The organism is Arcicella sp. BE140 (assembly GCF_031456255.1).
Classification (GTDB): Bacteria; Bacteroidota; Bacteroidia; order Cytophagales; family Spirosomataceae; genus Arcicella; species Arcicella aquatica.
This window is the reverse complement of sequence record NZ_JAVDUE010000001.1, coordinates 717,711-735,336: the sequence shown is the minus strand read 5'-3', so window position 1 is coordinate 735,336 and position 17,626 is coordinate 717,711. Positions and strand designations below refer to the sequence as shown.

The following is a 17,626-nucleotide window of genomic DNA, read 5'->3' as shown; positions in this document are numbered from 1 at the left end:
GTTAATTTTCAAAGTTAAACAGTATGATTTACAGTTTTAATTTACAAAATAATTGAAAATTTCACTAACCTTTAGTTCACGACTTGGAAAGTCGTGCTACAATATTATAATTCCATTTTGCCTACTTTATTGTAGAATCTCCAGCTTAGTAGACTTGCCGAAGCCAGCAGACTTAGCGTTAAACCTATCCAAATACCAATATGTTTTAAATCATAGACAAACCCTAAAACATAACATAAAGGCAAGCCCACCCCCCAGTAAGCAAAGATGGTAATGAGCGTAGGGATGTTTACATCCTGTATACCTCTTAAAATACCAATACTTACAGCCTGAACGCCATCAAACAATTGAAAAATACCACCCCATATAATTAATTGAGCGGCTAGTACAATTACGCCTTCATCTTTTACGTAACTCGCAAAAAAATCATTAAAACTAAGCATCAATATTCCGCAGATACTCATAAAGATTATCCCCATCAATAAAGCAGCCGTACCAGCTTTAAAAATAGCACTTCGGTTTCTTTCTCCTACTCCTGCCCCTACCCTGATGCCTCCTGCGGTCGCAATACCTGTAGATGCCATATAAGTAAGTGAAACAAAACCAATAGCAACTTGGTGAGCAGCTTTATGCTCAATACTTATCCAACCCATCATTACAACAGCCCCATAGAAAGCGGCAATCTCAAAAAATCCTTGAAAACCACTAGGGATTCCCACTTTCAGGATATTTTTGATTAGTGCTGACATTTCATCTACCCGAAGCGTAGCATCCAAATAATCTTTAAATTTTCCAGAACGAAAAACGTAGTAAGTAATAGCAATCAGCATGTATACTCTGGCAATACAGGTAGCATAACCCGCTCCCTTTAAACCTAAAGTAGGAAAAATCCAGATACCATTGATTAGAAAATAGTTCAGAACAATATTCAACAATAAGGCAGTCCATGTAATATTCATGGCTACCTTCGTGTGCGAAAGACCATCTGTAAAGCTCTTCATGGCTGAAAAAAGAAATGCTGGAATGGTTGATGCAGTCATAATCCACAAGTATTCTTGAGTAAGCGTCTTAATCTGTGGAGGTTGCTGTAAAATTTCCATATTAAGACCAAAAGCCACTACTGCAATAGAGCAAACTATCCCCATGAGGATAGCTACCCATAAACTTGATTTCAATAATAGATGACATTTCGCAAAATCCTTTTCGGCTTTGGCTTTTGAAACCATAGGAGAAACAATTTGCAAACAGATATATCCAATAATAGAAATATTAATCAAAATACCATTCGCATCTGCTGCTGCTGCTAGCGACTCTACCGCACCTTTATCGATTCGGCCTACTTGTATAGTATCTACCAAACCCATAATCATAATACCGAGCTGACCAGCAATAATGGGTAGCGACAAACGGAAAGTAGCAATTAGGTCAGTTTTGTAATTTTTAAATAAATTTTTCAAGGAGATTGTTTTAAGAGAATTATTGATAAAATAGTATTGTGAAGTATAATCCTACAAATTAAAGCATAATTGAATCGTAAAAGTTCTATTTCATTTTGATAAAATAAATTAATAATAGTCTTTATTAATCTACTAATACTTCCTTAACATTCGACCTTTTAGTTTTTCAAATTGTATAAGACAAAAAATCCCGTCAAGATTGCTCTCAACAGGACTTTAAAATGGGTAATTAAAATTACTTTCTATTTCTAATTAGCTGATGACTAATAGAAAAGTTCAATGTTATAAAACCACTATTCCCAACCGAATAGCTTCAATTACGATTCCTACCCTAGATTTCACATTCATCTTATAGAAAGCCTGTTCTCTGTATCCATCTACTGTCCTATTGGCACAACACATTTTACTGGCAATTTCATTGTAGGTAAGTTCAGAACAAGCATAACGAACAAACTCCAATTCACGGTCGCTAAGTCCTAATTCTTTAATAGGGTTTTTAACTTTTTCAGGGTTTAAACTTTTCAATAATTTATCTGTCACAAATTCAGTATAATAAAACCCTTTATCCATCACATTATCCAAAGCAATTCTTAGTTCAGACGGTTTACATCCTTTTAATAAATATCCTCTGGCACCGTTTCTCAACATTCCAACAATGGCCTCCTCTTTATCATACATCGAAAGGGCAATCACCTTTACTTCTGGATGATTATTCTTTACCCATAATGACGTTTCATAACCGTCCATTTCAGGCATATTGATGTCTAGTAGCACAACATCTGGTATCATTTTTAATTTAAAATGGTGTATCAACTCTTTCCCATTAGCAACTTCGTACATCACTTCATACTTTTCCATTTTTTGAACCAAACCTGCCAAAGCATTGGCAACCAAAGTGTGGTCATCAACAATAGCGATTTTGTATTTCATTCTTTATAATTTTAGTGGCTTAATGTTATCTTAATCTGGGTTTGGATTCCTATTTCAGAGGTTATACTACATGTTCCTCCAATTAGTTTTACTCGTCGTTGAATATTTCTTAATCCAGCTCCCGACTGGCTTATTTCTTTCTGTTGGATGGCCTCTATATCAAAACCTTGTCCATCATCTTTAATACACAATTCAAAACTATCAGGCAAATAACTCAATAAAATGCTAAGGTTTTTAGCTTTAGAATGCTTTAGAGCATTATTTAAAATTTCTTGCGATACCCTAAATAAAACAATTTCTCGTTCATATCCAAGCGAATTTTTTTCACCAATAATATTAATTTCTGTAGCAAAGCGTTTGGTTTTACGAATCCTTTCAATTTCATACGACAGGCTCTCTTCCAGACCAAATTGTTGCACAAAATCTATATCTAAGCTTTTGGTTAAAGCCCGCAAATCCTTGATAGATTGATGAATAATTTCATTAGTCTGTTTAATGTAACCATCATTATCAGGCATTTCCTCTTCCATTACATTCAAATTCATTCTGGCTACAGAAAGCAATTGACCAATATTATCATGCAATTCCTGTGAAATCTCTTGTAATGTTTGATTTTGTACTTCTAATTGAGAGGTTAGAATCTCTTGTTCGTAGGCGATTTTAAGCGCTTGTTTTTCTTCACGGTGCTTTGCCTGACGTTTTTGAAATAGAAAAACAAAGGAGATAATAAAGGCAACCAGAATACCAAAAATGATAATACCTACTATAAAAGTGAGTAAAAGCTCATAGTTATTTATCATGTTGGCTAGAGATTGTATTTTGTTTTACTAAAAACGCGACTATAAATGAGCTATAGTAGAGGTAGTTAGAGAAGTACCTGATATATAAAAGAATTTTCATGATAAATTTATTCGTGACTCCGTTTGATTTACTATCTATAATGTAATTGAAAGCTCCTAATAGAAATATATTAGCAATACAAAAAATTAATAGTCCACAGCTTATCCAAAATAGTGAAAAGTCTTTTAATTTAATATTAGTTTCAAGCGATAATAAATCTCTAAAATATTTGATAGTAAGAATGGTAAATAACAAGATTTCAATATTCATGTAATAAGTATTGACATGAGGCAAAGGCTGAATCCATAAACTCAATATCATACCAAGTAAAAGCATACTTGGTATGATATACAATATGATTTTATTTTTTAAATCAAGATAATATCCTAGTAGTACTAGTACACACTGAATAGGTGTAAAAAAATGATATATGATATAATTAGATTTTCCTTTGATAGAAACCGCTCTTCCTGCTAGCTCTGCAATAATTGTAAGGAGAATTAATACCAAGAAAACTCTATTCGTTTTGTTAAGTACATTAATTTTTATCCCTCCTACTACAAGGGAAGCTAGCAAAATAATGATATATATATTGTATTTTAAATCATTCACGGTTTCAAAAAATTATTAATTGAAAAAACTTTATATACTTAAAATCATTTTTTGTAGGGTTTTGAGTAAGGTATATAATATTTGCTTGTGATATTTTGCCACTCTTGCTCTGTAAATAAATCATCTTGTAAAGGACAAACGTCTGGACAAAGACCCATTTGGTCTTGAATTTCTATTTGTCTACCAACCCCTGGTGTTTTATCTCGCAACAAAACACCATCTTTTTCTATCATTAAAATAAGTGTTAAAGCATTTTGATCGGCTGTCAAACCAGGAAAAATTCTAAATTTTAACGAACCCGGTTTGTAATTGCGACTATTTACGTAATTGTTTAGTTTATATTTTTTTTCGATTTCATTAAAGTCTTCAAAATTTAAAGAATAACTTCTTCTAAAAAGTGTTGGAGTCGAGCATGCATCACTGTTCATACGATTATATAGATCAGTAATCATATTTCTTGCTACTTTATATTCAGTTGGCTCAGGGATAGGGTCTTTTTTGATTTTTTCAAAATTTATAACCGTATCTGATTTATACTCTGATACTTTAAAGTTAGGATTATTTTCTATAATATCTTCCCCTAAAACAGTCTTGGGGTAAGCACTCACAACCATTGCTCCAACAAACATTCCAATGATAGCAGTAACTAGTGGGTTAAATAATTTTTTCATGGTATTTAAGCAGTTAAAGTTTTATAATTGATTTTACGATTTGAAGCTACCATTTTATCATTAGTATCACAATAGGCACATTTACTCAAACCGCTCAAAACCAATCCATTAAGTCTTTTTCATTAAAAATACCGTATTTATACCCTACAAAATCGGGTAAAATACGGTATGCTACTTAGTGTTTTTACGCCTTTAAGATATCTGAAAACTGATAGTTAAAAGCTACTTATTTCCATCATTATAAACCATTCCACAAAATCTTATGTTAATTTTGAAGTAAGTATTGAAAACCACCTCAATTCTTTAAAAATATTAAATGAGAAAAGAAGAAAAAAGCGGCCAAATATTTGACATTCAAGTCCTTAAAAGAATATATAGTTTCCTTTCCCCTTATCGATTACGATTCTGGTCTTTGGTACTTATCATCATGGTTGCTGCTTGTGTTGTACCACTCAACCCTTTATTAATTCGCCATACCATTGATAATTATATCGTAGCGGGCAATTACCCTATGCTTACCAACATGCTTTTGTTGATGGTAGGTGTGTTGCTGTTACAGGGCTTTCTTCAATTTGTTAGTGCTTATATGGCTGGTTGGTTAGGACAAACCGTCATTCGTGATATCCGTGTTGAATTATATGAGAAAATACTATCCCTTCGACTAAAGTTTTTTGATGATACTCCTATCGGGCGCCTTGTTACCCGTACTGTATCGGATATTGAAACACTTAATGATGTATTTTCAGAAGGGTTAGCAGCTATTGCTGGGGATATTTTACAATTGATATTAATTACAGGCGTGATGTTTTGGACAGATTGGCGACTAACCTTAATCTGTCTGTGTACAGTGCCATTTATGGTTGTTTCAACCTACCTGTTTAAGGAATATATCAAGAAAAGTTTTAATGAAGTACGTTTGGCAGTTGCCAACTTAAATTCATTTGTCCATGAACACATCACAGGGATGAACATTGTACAAATTTTCAATTCAGAGAAAATAGAATACAATAAATTCCATGCTATCAACGAAGTACACCGTGATGCCCATATCCGTTCTATTTGGGCATATTCAGTCTACTTCCCTGTAGCAGATGTGATTTTAGCAGCAGGAACAGGTTTAATTGTATGGTTTGGTTCAAAACAAATCCTTACACACGACATGACTTTGGGTACGCTTACGGCCTTTATCATGTTTATGAACTTGTTCTTCCGCCCTATTCGGTTCTTGGCCGACCGTTTCAATACGCTTCAAATGGGTATTGTTTCTACTGAAAGGATTATCAAACTATTAGAATCTGATGAATACGTAGTGAATAACGGTACTTACAAAGCTGATCAGTTAAAAGGCAATGTTCGTTTTGAAAATGTTTGGTTTGCGTATAATGACGAAGAATATGTATTAAAAGATATTTCATTTGAAGTAAAACAAGGCGAAACCATTGCATTAGTCGGAGCAACTGGTGCGGGTAAATCATCAACCATTAATTTATTGAGTCGCTTTTATGAAATCAATAAAGGTAAAATATGGGTGGATGATATCGACTTACAAAATTATGAATTGAATAGTTTGAGAAGTAAGATTGGGGTAGTGTTACAAGACGTATTTTTATTTTCAGATACCATCGAAAACAATATTACGCTTGGAGACAAAAGTATTACCCGAGAAAAAATCATTGAAGCGGCCAAACTAGTAGGTGCTCATGAGTTTATTGACCGATTACCTGATGGTTACGACTATAATGTAATGGAAAGAGGGGCTACCCTTTCAGTTGGACAAAGACAATTAATTTCGTTCGTAAGGGCTTTAGTACACGACCCTAAAATAATTGTTTTAGATGAAGCTACTTCTTCAGTCGATACTGAAACCGAAGAGATGATTCAGAATGCCATTGCTAAATTGATGAAAGGCAGAACGGCCATTGTGATTGCTCACAGACTTTCAACGATTCAGAATGCCCATAAAATATTAGTTTTAGATAAGGGTGAAATAAAAGAAGAAGGCACTCATGAAGCTCTTTTAGAAAAAGATGGCTGGTATGCAAGCTTACATAAAATGCAGTTTATTACAGAAAACGCCTGAGAATAAAAGTTAAAGATAGACTTACCAAAGATAAGCTCGTTATATCATCGTATAACGAGCTTATTCTTTTTTAGCGTATTTACACACTCATATATTAAATAGGATTTAGAGGATACAGTAAATTTTAGTCTTCTACAGGCTGGTTATAACTAATGTATAAATTACGTTTGGCTTGTAAAATATGGCGGTGATTATGGGCAATTAAAAATTGGAATACATCTCCTAATCTCAATCGTATAAATTTTGCAATTGAAATTGGTATACGGATAGCATTCATATCTACTTCAATACTTTGTTTTAATAAGCTCAAAAGTTCCTCTTGTTGTGCAATAAACTCGGCTACTACGGCATAGGCATCTAAGTCAGTTGATGGGCTATGGCTTTTGGTAGCTTTCATCTTCATCATCTTTTCTTTTGGCTCCATCAATTGTGTAAAGTATGCCCCCAACATAGAACTCTTGAAGACTAAATTTGGATGATTAGATTGTTGGGTACTCAACTCTTTTTTAATAGCGGGTAAATAATAGTGTCCATAACTATTCAAGTGTTCAAGGCATTGAGCAATACTCCAGCCCCCATTACTCGCAGGGTGGAGTAAAACACTCTCATGAAGGTTTTGAAAAAGTTCAATGCTTTCTTTTAAATGAAGCTCTATCCTATTTTCTAATTGTTCTATCAGTTGCTTGTTAGTTATGCCTTTCATATCGTTGATCTTTTAGGAGGTTAAAATCATATTGCAAATTTGAGTTATCTAACAATAATAAATGTTGGTAAATACCAATATTTTATAAATTGAGTTTTATTTAAATTACACCACTAACTTTGTTGATTATGAGGCATTTTCATCAAGATAATATTAAAATGCACATTGTATTAACATCATTTATCACCCTCTGATTCATCCAAAAGTGGAGTCTTTAAGGATTGTAGCTAAGAAAATTTGCAAAGAAGCATAGAAATGCCCTATTTTGAATTATTAAACCATGATTTACCAAATGATAACAATATCCTTCCTCAAGAACAAAACTGCCGCTAACAGTAAATTTATCCTATTAATAGCTGTTTGTCTATGCTTTACGGCTTGTAAGAGCAATAAAGTTGTTAGCGCTACCACTACTCAGGCACCCGTAGTGAAGAAAGATAAAATTGTAGAACTGACGATTAAATCACTTGAAGCGATTGATTTGGAAGAAGACCTAAGCTTTGCTGATGAGGTTTCTTTAACTTATGCCCTTACGTTGGTAGATGAAAACAAGAAAATCTTAAAAGTTATCAATAATTCTTGGGGCGTTGAAAGCCTAAAGAAAGGTCAAGTTGTAAAGGCTGATAAATTTAAAACGATAGAATTAATAGTTCCAGAAAATGGCAAATTGTTATCTTCTGTTATCTTGATGGAGATTGACGATTATGAAAAAGCAATGGCAACCATCAATAAAATCAATAATTTTGGAGGATTAGCAAAAATACCAGCTACTATCATCAACATTGCTGAATATGAAACCCCACTTGCCGTCGTCTTCGCTAGCTTACAAGCCGCAGGCTTAGGATTGAAGGTTGCAGAGCGTTTTGACCAAGACGATTTATTAGGACAAAGTACCTTTGAATTAAAACTAGATTCTCTTTCTACTACCCAAAATACCTATCCCGTCAACTTAGTCTTTGAAGGAGAACATTTCAAGAACACTTTTCGGTATAAACTCACTTATGAGTTAAAAATACGCTGATTTAATACACCCATTTACCATAAGCACCTAAAAAACAGCATTTTATAAAATTATGTATATTTTTTAATAAAATAGACATAATACTTTGCTGGGTTTTTATTTATATTTTTGTCATTCTCTTACAATAAACATAAGCATTTAATAGTTACATAAGGTACCATGTACTTATACGTTTTGTGTGTTGAAGCGAATAAAATCTAGGGGTATCAAAGGTTTGGAAGTAATTGCTTCAAACAATTAAGATTGAAAATAATGAATAAATCACTAACCAGAATATACAGGCTAATTGCATTAATATTGATAACGGTTACCACTGCCGAAGCTCAAAATGAAAATTATGCCCTTAAAATCGGGAATAGAACTATCAATTCAAAAGAATTCTCCCAAACTTACCAAAAGCTTACTCAAAGCGATAGTGTCCGAAAAGATAATCAGAAAGAGTTTATTAATAATTACATTAATTATAAGCTAATCGTATACGCTGCCGAGCGTATGGGGAAAGATACTACGCGTGCATTTCGTGAAGAAATAGAGACCTACCGCAAAGAATTGGCTAGCCCGTATTTAGTAGATAAATTGATTTTAGAAAAGCTTATCCAAGAATCGTATGAAAGAATGCGTGAGGAAATAAGGGTAGCTCAGATTTTTATTCCCTTGGCCAAAAACGCTAGTCCTGCCGATACAATGGCTGCCTACAATGAATTGAAAAGTTTAAGAGCTAGGATAACCAAAGGAGAGTCGTTCGACCAATTAGCAAAAACTTATTCAAAAGATACTTACTCTGTAGCCAAAGGCGGAGATTTAGGCTTCCTCTCTGTATTAGAAAATAATTATACGTTTGAAACCGCCGCTTATAATACTCCTAAAGGCGAAATGTCTAATCCTTTTAGAACCAACAAAGGATTTCATTTGATAAAGGTATTAGATAGACACTCGTTTAGAGGAAAAGTAAAACTAGCCCACATTCTTGTAAGTCTTTCGCCCTCTGCTTCATCAGAAGAAGCAACAAAGGCTAAGAAAAAAATAGATGAGGCCTACGAATACCTAAAAAGAAATGAACCTTTTGAAGGCGTGTGTAGAGTTTTCTCTGAAGATACTCGTACCAAAGATAATGGTGGGGTAATGAACAGATTTTGGGATGCAGGTACACTGATTGACCAAAAAATTGTTGAAACAGTTTTTGCCTTAAAGGAAAAAAACGATTATACACAACCCATTCAAACTTCCTTAGGTTGGCATATTTTCAGGTTAGTTGAAAAGAAAAGTTTGCCAAAATATGATGAGATGGCTCCTTTCATTCGTCAGAAAATAACAGCTGATGCTTCACGTAATATCATTATCAAGAATAATTTAGTAAAGCGTTTGCAAAAAGATAATAACTTTCAAGAGATATTATCGGTAAAGCAAGAAGCCATCGAAAACTTCTATAAAGATAGAATCGGCACGGAAGACTATCTGGCTAAAGCACTCTTCACTATCAATCAGACAAGTTCATCGGTAAAAGATTTTTATAGTTTTGTGACGAAACATCAACGCCAATTAGCCAAACTAAAAGCCCTTGATGAAAAAACACCACAAGATTGGTACGACCTTTTTGTGGAGAATCAAAATCTTAGATACGAAGAATCAAATCTTGAGATAAAATTCCCAGAGTTCCGTGCTGATATTCAGGATTACAGAGAAGGTATCCTGCAAAAACAGATGCTGAATGATAACGTCTATGAAAAATCATTGGATTCATTGGCACTAGTAAAATTCTACAATCAGCACATCGACCAATATCAATACACACACCGAGTGTTAGCCAAAGTAATCACTAGCGACCGTAAAGAGACTTTAGAACAAGCAAAAACGTTGTTGGCGAAAGCTCCTTATCCGATGAATCGCAGATTCCCTGATATTTATTTTGAAAAAGATAAGTCTGTGCTTTCTAGCGATGCTCAGAAGATGCTTTATGATTTAAATATTATTCTATTAAAAAATAGAGATTATATAGTGGAAGTAACAGGTAATTCTGACCCCGAAGAAGCTGAAAATATTTCGGCAGAAAGAGCAAAAAAATCTGTAAACTATTTAATAAACAGTGGCATTACTCCGATGAGAATCATCGAAAAAGATGATGGAAAGTATAAGCCTATCTCGAAAACTGATAGAAGCAAAAACAGCAGAGTAGGTATTAGATTTTTATCAGACTCGATGGAAGACGTTGTTAAGCGTTTCAATGCTTTGAAACCAAATAGTCTTACTGCCGAAGAAGGATTTTTCAAGAAAGATGAAAACGAATATTTAAAAGATGTTGAATGGACGGTGGGTGAAAAAAATCTAAACCTAAAAGGCAGATTCGTTTCAATCAATATTTTGAAAGTAGAAGAACCTAGAACAAAAACTTTTAAAGAAGCTCGTGGTCAGATAACCAGAGATTACCAAAAACAGTTATTAGAAAACTGGATAAATCAACTAAAATCAAAGTATCCAGTAACTGTTAATGAAAATGAAATACAGAAAGTAGTAAACTAACACAGAAAGTCAAAAGATGAAGTAAACGTATTTCTCTTTTGACTTTTTTTCATATTAATCTCCCCATTTATCATTTTGGTAAATTCTTAACACTTTTTAACGGTACTGGCATATCAAATTAGAGATTAAAAAACGTTATCTTTGTCAATCTACGTACATTTTAAAAAACCATAAAACCCTGTACGTTTCATATTAATTCATTTTTTAGATGAAATTTTCGAAATTATTTATTTTCCTTTTCGCAATCTGTCTATTTTTTAGTCAATCATTACAGGCACAAACGCCAGTAGTAATTGATAAAATTATTGCTAAAGTAGACAACCATTATATTTTAAAATCAGAGTTAGAGTCACAAGTACAACAATACAAACAAAGTGGACAAGCTGGTGCTCCTTCTAGTTGTCAGATTTTTGAAAGCTTGGTAGTTGGTAAAATGATGTTGGCAAAGTCTGAAATTGACTCTATTACTGTCGATGATAAAAGAGTAGAAACTGAACTTTCTTCCAGAATGGAACAAATGGAACAACAGTTTGGCTCTCAGAAAAATATTGTTGAAGCTTATGGGAAAAGCATCTCTTCTTTAAAAGACGAACTTCGTTCGGCGATAAAAGAGCAATTGACAACTCGTAAAATGCAAGAAAAAATTACGAGTGATGTTAAGATTACTCCTAAAGAAGTAAGACGCTTTTTTGAGAGTATTCCTAAAGATTCTATTCCATATATGCCTTCAGAAGTAGAGATTGGTCATATCGTTAGGCTAGCCAAAACTACGAAGGCACAGAAGGACGAATTATACAAAAGACTAAACGACTACAAGAGACGAGTAGAAAATGGCGAGTCGTTTGAAGAATTAGCTAAATTATATTCGGAAGATTTAGGTTCAGGTAAAAGAGGCGGAGATTTAGGTTTTGCAAAACGTGGACAAATGGTTGCACCTTTTGAAGCGGCTGCTTTGAAGTTAAAACCTAATGAGTTATCTGGCGTAGTGGAATCTGAATTTGGTTATCACTTAATTAAAATGTTGGAAGTTCGTGGACAAGAATATCATGCCCTACACATTTTATTAAGACCAGACTATCAGAGATTGGATGTACAAGAACCTACACGTTTCTTAGATAGTATCCGAGTATTGATTCAAAGAGATAGTATCAAATTTGAACGTGCTGCCAAAGATTTCTCTGAGGATAAAGCTACACAAGATGCAGGAGGAATGATTACCGACCCACAGACACGCTCTATCAAAATGGCTTTAGATGGCACCATGGAATCAGGTTTATATTTTACTATTGATTCAATGACGGTAGGAACAATTACTGCCCCAATGCCATATAGAACAGAAGATGGACGTTCGGCGATGAGAATATTATATTACAAGGCTAAACATCCTCCTCACTATGCAAACTTAGAAGACGATTTCCAACGAATGTCTACTTATGCCTTAAATAGGAAACGAAATACAGCCATTGAAAAATGGTTTGCCACTGCCAAAAACGATGTATTTATCTATATCGTTGATGAATACAAGGAATGTAATGTCATGAAAACGAATGATCAGTGATTTTAAGATTCATTATTCTTTGGTAAAAATCTTGTTTTAATTTAAATTGTGTCAGGTTAAATTACAATTAGCCTGACATTTTTAATTTTAAGTACATCGCTCATAAATAGTAAGAAATATTTTGTGTTATAAAGCACAAAATCGACAAACACAATAGAAAATATGGTTCAATTCAAATCAGATGTTGAAGCAGTAGATGCTTTAAAAGAATCCTATCAAAAACTTACTTCAGAAATCGGAAAAGTTGTAATTGGTCAAGATGAAACTGTTAAAATGCTTCTTACAGCTATTTTTTGTCAGGGACATTGCTTATTGGTAGGTGTGCCGGGTTTGGCTAAAACATTGCTTATTCAAACCATTGCGGGTGCTTTAGATTTAGATTTTAATAGAATACAATTTACTCCTGATTTAATGCCTTCTGATATTGTTGGTTCTGAAACATTAGATAATGAGAGAAATTTTAGATTCGTAAAAGGGCCAATATTCGCAAATATCGTATTAGCGGATGAAGTAAACAGAACTCCTCCTAAAACTCAATCAGCGCTCTTAGAAGCCATGCAGGAGTACGCTGTGACAGTTGCAGGGAAGAAATATCCTTTAGAGAAGCCTTTCTTTGTATTAGCCACACAAAACCCAATTGAACAAGAAGGTACTTATCCATTACCAGAAGCTCAATTAGACCGCTTTATGTTTATGGTAACGCTTGATTATCCATCATATGAAGCAGAATTGGATATTGTTAAAAATACTACTTCAGATAAGAAGTATAACGTCACTCAGCAAGTTTCAGGGCAAGAGATTTTAGCTTATCAGCAATTAGTTAGACGTGTTCCTATTGCCGATAATGTAGTTGAGTATGCCGTTAAACTAGTGCATAAAACTAGGCCTAATACAACCATGGCAGATGCTATCGCTAATAAGTATTTAGAATGGGGAGCAGGACCGAGAGCCTCGCAAAACTTGATTTTAGCAGCCAAATGTAATGCCCTATTAAATGGTAATTATTCTCCAGATATTGAAGATGTAAAAGCCGTAGCGATGGCTGTGCTTCGCCATAGAATAGTGAGGAATTTCAAAGCGGAAGCAGAAGGCGTAACAGTTGAAAATATCATCAGTAAGCTCTTATAATACCATAAAATATAGACCATAAAAAAGCCTCAGGATTTTAAAATCTTGAGGCTTTTTTTATAAAGAAATAATACTTTGATTATTTTTTAGGAGCTGTTGCTGCTGGAGTAGCTGGCGCTGGCGTAAGTGGTTTTGGCGTAACACCCATTCTTTTTAACACTAAGTCAGAGATGTTTGCATCATCTGGAGCATGTAAAACGATTGGAGTAGTTCCTTGACCTGCATCATAGTTGAATACAAAAGCAAAACCATTTTCTTTTGCTACACCATGCATGTTATCTTCAATTTTCTTTAACAAAGGTTGTAACAATTGTGCTTGTTTCTTTTGTAAAGAAGTAGAAGAGTTTTGACGGAATTCTTCAATGCTAGACTGCATTCCTTGTAATTCTTTCTCTCTATCAGCTTTAATTACATCTGCCATAGTAGCAGCATTTTTCTCATAATCAGCCAATTTAGTTTGGAAATCCTTCACTTTTTGCTGATACATATTGTCATATTGCGTTTTAGTAGTAGTCAATTCTGTTTCTACTTGTTTTGCTTCTGGCATTTGAGCTAAAATGTAATCTAGGCTAATATATCCGATTTTTTGTTGTGCATTTACATTAGCTGTAGCTAAAGCAAGAATTGCAAATAAAGCAATTAAAAATTTGTTTTTCATTGTTCTGTGATTCTGATTTGGTTATTACTCTTTTTTGAAGTTGCTAGTTACTCCTTTTCTAGTTGATTTACTTTTTGTTGTATTGTCACTTTCTTTGTTCTCTTCTCCTTGTTGCTTGGCCTCTTGTTCTTGTTTCTCTTTCAGTTGCTCTGTCGAAATACCCAACTCTTCCATCACATAATCTGTATAATCATGAATGGGATTGGTGTACAACATCGCTAATCCATCTGACGATTTATCAAACAAAAAATCAAGCTTTTTTAATCGAGCTACCTTTTCTACCGCTTTAGCTACTTCATCTAAAACTGGCTTCATGATATCTTGCTTCTTTTTGATGAGCTCTCCATCAAAGCCAAAGATTCTATTTTGTAATTCTTTAGCTTCTTTCTCTTTATCAGCAATTACTTTTAACCGCTGCACTTTCATTTCCTCCGTTAACAATACTTCTTCAGCTCTGTAGGCTTTCTCTAACTTAGCTAATTCATCATTTTTTGTTGATACTTCCTTAATCCACTTAGTCGTTAGTTTTTCTATTTCAGCCTGAGCACTTTGGTACTCTGGTAATTTAGAAGTAACATATTCGGTATCAATATAGCCAAACTTTTGTGCTTCAATTGTTGAACACAAACATAAGAATGGCAAAATTAGTAAAAATATCCGCTTTTTCATGGCTAAGGTGGCTAATTTAGTGAATGTATTTGATTAACGCCTTGAATACTATCTTATTGCTATTCTATATTGTTTAACAAAACATTAACAATGCTTAGCACTAGCCAATTTATCAATCGGCTAGTGCTAAGCTTAATATTTATTATTAACGAATTTGCTGACCTATTGAGAAAGTAAATGCCTGCTGACCAAAGCTATTGCTTGAAGTTTGTCCTGGCACTTTATCAAAAGCAAAACCATAGTCAATACCAATCATCCCGAATGCAGGCATGAAGATTCTAGCACCAAATCCAGCCGACTTATACAATTTAAATGGATTGTATTCTGAATAGTTAGCAAAGTTGTTTCCACCTTCAGCAAAACCTAATAAGAAGATTGTTGCTGATGGGTTCAATGAAACTGGATAACGAACCTCCATTACAAATTTGTTATAAGCAACCCCACCACTCGGCAAGCTACCTTGCGACCCAAATACTCTATCCTTATATCCACGCAAAGCAATGATATCACGGCTAATAACATTATAACCCGTTTGCATACCAGATCCTCCAAGGTCAAATCGTTCAAAACGAGTAATGTCTTTACTAGAATTATACGACCCTAAGAAACCCATGTGTGTACGCATGTGGAAGACCAGCTTGCTAGTAATTGGCGTAAACCATGAGGCATCAAACATCCATTTATGATATTCAATTAAGTTTTTATTATCGCCACCAAACAAAGAGTATGGAGGTGTTAATGAAGCTGTTAATGAGAAACTAGACCCTGAACGTGGGAAAGTAGGGTTATCAATACTATTTCTAGAGAAGTTAGTAACAAATGAAACTGCTACTGAATTTCCTTCTGGATAGCCATAATAAGGTAAGTTCTTCACATCAATCAGTTGAAGCGATAATGAATTACTCAATGAGAAATAATCATCAGGAACTTTTAAACGCTTTCCTAAACTGAATGCTAAGGTTGTACTATTAAAGTGTGCATCATTCTGAGCCGCAGTAGCACTATCAGAAGTTGATGTATTTAATCCTGTACCGTAGCCATAACCATAGCCACTTCCATAACCATATAAACTACTTCCATAACCCGAACCATAGCCACTCAACTGATTATACTGCTGAATTTTATATGGATATGAAATACTTCTACTCAATGAGATTGAGAATGAATTTGGTTTCTTCCCTCCTAGCCAAGGCTCAGTAAATGATAAGGAATAGTTTTGGAAAGATGTACCATTCGCTTGAAAACGAACAGAAAGTTTTTGTCCGTCACCTGAAGGCAATGGTTTCCAAGCACTTAGGTTCCCAATATTTCTAGCAGAGAAGTTATTGAAGGTTACCCCTAAAGTACCCACAAAACCAATATAACCACCCCAACCACCAGAAAGCTCTATCTGGTCAGAAGGTTTTTCTTCTACATTGTATTCTATATCAACCGTTCCGTCAGCTTTTGGAATTGGGTTCGGGGTGATTTTTTCAGGGTTAAAATAACCAATCGTTGATAATTCACGAACGGTACGAATGATGGCAGATTTACTAAATTTTTGTCCTGGTAAGGTTCTAATCTCACGCATTACCACGTGGTCAGAAGTTTTAGTATTACCATTTACAATAACTTTATTGATGGTTGCTTGCTTACCCTCAGTAATTCTAAAAGTCATGTCCATCGAATCTCCAGCAACTGCAGTTTCAACAGGTTCACATTGATAGAATAAATAACCATTATCCATATAGGCTGAACTTACGTCTTCGCCAGGTTTTCCATTCAAACGTTTTTCTAAATCTTCTACGTTATAAACATCTCCTTTTTTAACGCCTAACAATTCTGTTAAAATTGAATCTGGATAAATGTAGTTTCCTTCCCAATAGATGTTTCTATAATGATACTGCTTACCTTCATCTAATTTAAGGATAATTTTAACCGTTTTCTCTGAGTCTTTGAATACTGAGTCAGAGATAAGTTGAGCATCTCTGTACCCTTTTTTGTTATAGAACTCAATCAGCTTTATCTTATCCTCTTCAAACTTTTTAGGGACATATTTTGAAGAAGTAAATATTTTATAGAACGCCTTTTGCTTAGTACCTTTCAATTTACGACGCAGAATACTTTCTTTTATTTCAGTTCTACCAACAAATTCGATTTTTGAAATTTTAACTTTATCGCCTTTTTTGATAGCCACTTTCATCGTAGCATTATTACCACGAAGAGAATCTGTTCTTTCAGCAATTTTGATACTTACGTTCAAATAGCCTTTATCTTGATAAAATTTCTTAATTGCTAACTCTACGTTTTTCTTAACCGTTTCAGTAACGATTTTACCTTTGTAGGTTTTAATTTTATCACTTAGTGTTTCTTGTTCTCCTTTTTTAATTCCTGTGTATTCTAGTTTATACAACCTAGGTCTTTCTTTGATAACAATATTCAACCAAATTTTATCACCTTCAATTTTAGTAGCTTCTACTTGTACTTCTTCTAAAATCCCCTGACTCATTAATTTCTTAATGGCAGAAGTAGCGGCATCACCCGGAACCCTAATTTTATCTCCTACTCTAAGTCCCGAAAGCGAAATCATTGAGTTGCCATCATAGAATTTAGAGCCAGTCGTGGTAATTTCAGCAATTTCATATTCTCTTGGTTCTGCATAATTCAATTCAACCGCTTTTTCAGCAATTGGCGAACGTGCTCCCATTGCACCACGCAATTGTGCTTGTGAAAGGAAAGAAATTAATAAGCATGAAAGCAGTAAAGTATATTTTTTCATTGTGCGAATAGTTCTCAATTCTGA

13 protein-coding genes are annotated in these 17,626 nt (G+C 34.1%); 5 read left to right on the top strand and 8 right to left on the bottom strand.

Annotated elements, in window-relative coordinates; all coding sequences use genetic code 11:
• Positions 1–104: 104 nt before the first annotated feature.
• From J2Y60_RS03030 to J2Y60_RS03015, 4 genes are all read right to left on the bottom strand, one after another.
• Positions 105–1,457, bottom strand: a complete 1,353-nt coding sequence (locus J2Y60_RS03030; RefSeq protein WP_309911996.1) for an MATE family efflux transporter — start codon at positions 1,455–1,457, stop codon at positions 105–107.
• Positions 1,458–1,739: 282 nt separating this feature from the next.
• Positions 1,740–2,387 (bottom strand): response regulator transcription factor, encoded by a 648-nt coding sequence (locus tag J2Y60_RS03025; protein ID WP_309911997.1) that lies wholly within the window; start codon positions 2,385–2,387, stop codon positions 1,740–1,742.
• 11 nt (positions 2,388–2,398) lie between these two features.
• The gene (locus J2Y60_RS03020) at positions 2,399–3,187 is read right to left on the bottom strand and encodes an ATP-binding protein (RefSeq protein ID WP_309911998.1); all 789 of its coding nucleotides are present in this window, start codon (positions 3,185–3,187) and stop codon (positions 2,399–2,401) included.
• Positions 3,188–3,883: 696 nt separating this feature from the next.
• Positions 3,884–4,510, bottom strand: coding sequence for a hypothetical protein (locus J2Y60_RS03015; RefSeq protein WP_309911999.1), 627 nt, complete (start codon positions 4,508–4,510; stop codon positions 3,884–3,886).
• 316 nt (positions 4,511–4,826) lie between these two features.
• Here J2Y60_RS03015 and J2Y60_RS03010 point away from each other — a divergent pair, with 316 nt between their 5' ends.
• A complete protein-coding gene (locus J2Y60_RS03010; protein WP_309912000.1) occupies positions 4,827–6,590 on the top strand; it encodes an ABC transporter ATP-binding protein in 1,764 nt (587 codons plus the stop codon).
• A 124-nt stretch (positions 6,591–6,714) separates the two neighbouring features.
• On the opposite strand, the gene J2Y60_RS03005 is transcribed toward J2Y60_RS03010, so the two are convergent.
• Positions 6,715–7,293, bottom strand: a complete 579-nt coding sequence (locus J2Y60_RS03005; RefSeq protein ID WP_309912001.1) for a DinB family protein — start codon at positions 7,291–7,293, stop codon at positions 6,715–6,717.
• 292 nt (positions 7,294–7,585) lie between these two features.
• Here J2Y60_RS03005 and J2Y60_RS03000 point away from each other — a divergent pair, with 292 nt between their 5' ends.
• The 4 genes from J2Y60_RS03000 to J2Y60_RS02985 all read left to right on the top strand — a co-directional run bounded on the left by J2Y60_RS03000 (position 7,586) and on the right by J2Y60_RS02985 (position 13,517).
• Positions 7,586–8,314, top strand: coding sequence for a hypothetical protein (locus J2Y60_RS03000; protein WP_309912002.1), 729 nt, complete (start codon positions 7,586–7,588; stop codon positions 8,312–8,314).
• Between the two features lie 252 nt (positions 8,315–8,566).
• Positions 8,567–10,831, top strand: coding sequence for a peptidylprolyl isomerase (locus J2Y60_RS02995; RefSeq protein ID WP_309912003.1), 2,265 nt, complete (start codon positions 8,567–8,569; stop codon positions 10,829–10,831).
• 208 nt (positions 10,832–11,039) lie between these two features.
• The gene (locus J2Y60_RS02990; protein ID WP_309912004.1) at positions 11,040–12,389 is read left to right on the top strand and encodes a peptidylprolyl isomerase; all 1,350 of its coding nucleotides are present in this window, start codon (positions 11,040–11,042) and stop codon (positions 12,387–12,389) included.
• 162 nt (positions 12,390–12,551) lie between these two features.
• Positions 12,552–13,517 (top strand): MoxR family ATPase, encoded by a 966-nt coding sequence (locus tag J2Y60_RS02985; protein WP_309912005.1) that lies wholly within the window; start codon positions 12,552–12,554, stop codon positions 13,515–13,517.
• Positions 13,518–13,596: 79 nt separating this feature from the next.
• On the opposite strand, the gene J2Y60_RS02980 is transcribed toward J2Y60_RS02985, so the two are convergent.
• The 3 genes from J2Y60_RS02980 to bamA all read right to left on the bottom strand — a co-directional run bounded on the left by J2Y60_RS02980 (position 13,597) and on the right by bamA (position 17,602).
• Entirely contained in the window at positions 13,597–14,175 is a 579-nt protein-coding gene (locus J2Y60_RS02980; RefSeq protein ID WP_309912006.1) for an OmpH family outer membrane protein, read from the bottom strand.
• A 24-nt stretch (positions 14,176–14,199) separates the two neighbouring features.
• Entirely contained in the window at positions 14,200–14,844 is a 645-nt protein-coding gene (locus tag J2Y60_RS02975) for an OmpH family outer membrane protein (protein ID WP_309912007.1), read from the bottom strand.
• Between the two features lie 145 nt (positions 14,845–14,989).
• The gene (bamA, locus tag J2Y60_RS02970) at positions 14,990–17,602 is read right to left on the bottom strand and encodes an outer membrane protein assembly factor BamA (protein WP_309994535.1); all 2,613 of its coding nucleotides are present in this window, start codon (positions 17,600–17,602) and stop codon (positions 14,990–14,992) included.
• Positions 17,603–17,626: the final 24 nt, after the last annotated feature.

Excerpts from the sequence above, each read along its gene's own strand:
- J2Y60_RS03025 (WP_309911997.1), bottom strand. The coding sequence starts at position 2,387 with ATGAAATACAAAATCGCTATTGTTGATGACCACACTTTGGTTGCCAAT.
- J2Y60_RS03020 (WP_309911998.1), bottom strand. The coding sequence starts at position 3,187 with ATGATAAATAACTATGAGCTTTTACTCACTTTTATAGTAGGTATTATC.
- J2Y60_RS03015 (WP_309911999.1), bottom strand. The coding sequence starts at position 4,510 with ATGAAAAAATTATTTAACCCACTAGTTACTGCTATCATTGGAATGTTT.
- J2Y60_RS03010 (WP_309912000.1), top strand. The coding sequence starts at position 4,827 with ATGAGAAAAGAAGAAAAAAGCGGCCAAATATTTGACATTCAAGTCCTT.
- J2Y60_RS03005 (WP_309912001.1), bottom strand. The coding sequence starts at position 7,293 with ATGAAAGGCATAACTAACAAGCAACTGATAGAACAATTAGAAAATAGG.
- J2Y60_RS03000 (WP_309912002.1), top strand. The coding sequence starts at position 7,586 with ATGATAACAATATCCTTCCTCAAGAACAAAACTGCCGCTAACAGTAAA.
- J2Y60_RS02995 (WP_309912003.1), top strand. The coding sequence starts at position 8,567 with ATGAATAAATCACTAACCAGAATATACAGGCTAATTGCATTAATATTG.
- J2Y60_RS02990 (WP_309912004.1), top strand. The coding sequence starts at position 11,040 with ATGAAATTTTCGAAATTATTTATTTTCCTTTTCGCAATCTGTCTATTT.
- J2Y60_RS02985 (WP_309912005.1), top strand. The coding sequence starts at position 12,552 with ATGGTTCAATTCAAATCAGATGTTGAAGCAGTAGATGCTTTAAAAGAA.
- J2Y60_RS02980 (WP_309912006.1), bottom strand. The coding sequence starts at position 14,175 with ATGAAAAACAAATTTTTAATTGCTTTATTTGCAATTCTTGCTTTAGCT.
- J2Y60_RS02975 (WP_309912007.1), bottom strand. The coding sequence starts at position 14,844 with ATGAAAAAGCGGATATTTTTACTAATTTTGCCATTCTTATGTTTGTGT.
- bamA (WP_309994535.1), bottom strand. The coding sequence starts at position 17,602 with ATGAAAAAATATACTTTACTGCTTTCATGCTTATTAATTTCTTTCCTT.